Origin of the sequence: Flavobacterium salmonis (assembly GCF_903819435.1) — a bacterium.
Classification (GTDB): domain Bacteria; phylum Bacteroidota; class Bacteroidia; order Flavobacteriales; family Flavobacteriaceae; genus Flavobacterium; species Flavobacterium chungangense.
This window is the reverse complement of the sequence record NZ_CAIJDP010000131.1, coordinates 1-302: the sequence shown is the minus strand read 5'-3', so window position 1 is coordinate 302 and position 302 is coordinate 1. Positions and strand designations below refer to the sequence as shown.

General features: G+C 42.7%; 1 pseudogene. It reads right to left on the bottom strand.

The window, feature by feature from the left end:
* Window positions 1-302: pseudogene (locus FLACHUCJ7_RS25230) on the bottom strand (T9SS sorting signal type C domain-containing protein); the annotation flags it as partial.

The following is a 302-nucleotide window of genomic DNA, read 5'->3' as shown; positions in this document are numbered from 1 at the left end:
AACCCTTTGGGATGCTAAATTGCCATCGGCCTTATCAATTGAAATGGTAAAGTCCCCCGCAATGGTAGAGCGATATCCTAAAGGAACCAAATCTGTATTGGTAAAGGGCAAGGCACGGCCCTGGATAGTCAGCTTATTGGTTGTATTGACACTGTAGAAATCGATATACGTATTGCCATCAAAAGTCTCTCCATCAAAATTAACATCATAACTATTGGTTGCACCCTCAACATAGCCTATCAGGGTTTGTTTAAAAGCTCCGCCTGAATTGGTCATATTAAGCCACAAACGGTGGCTCTCGA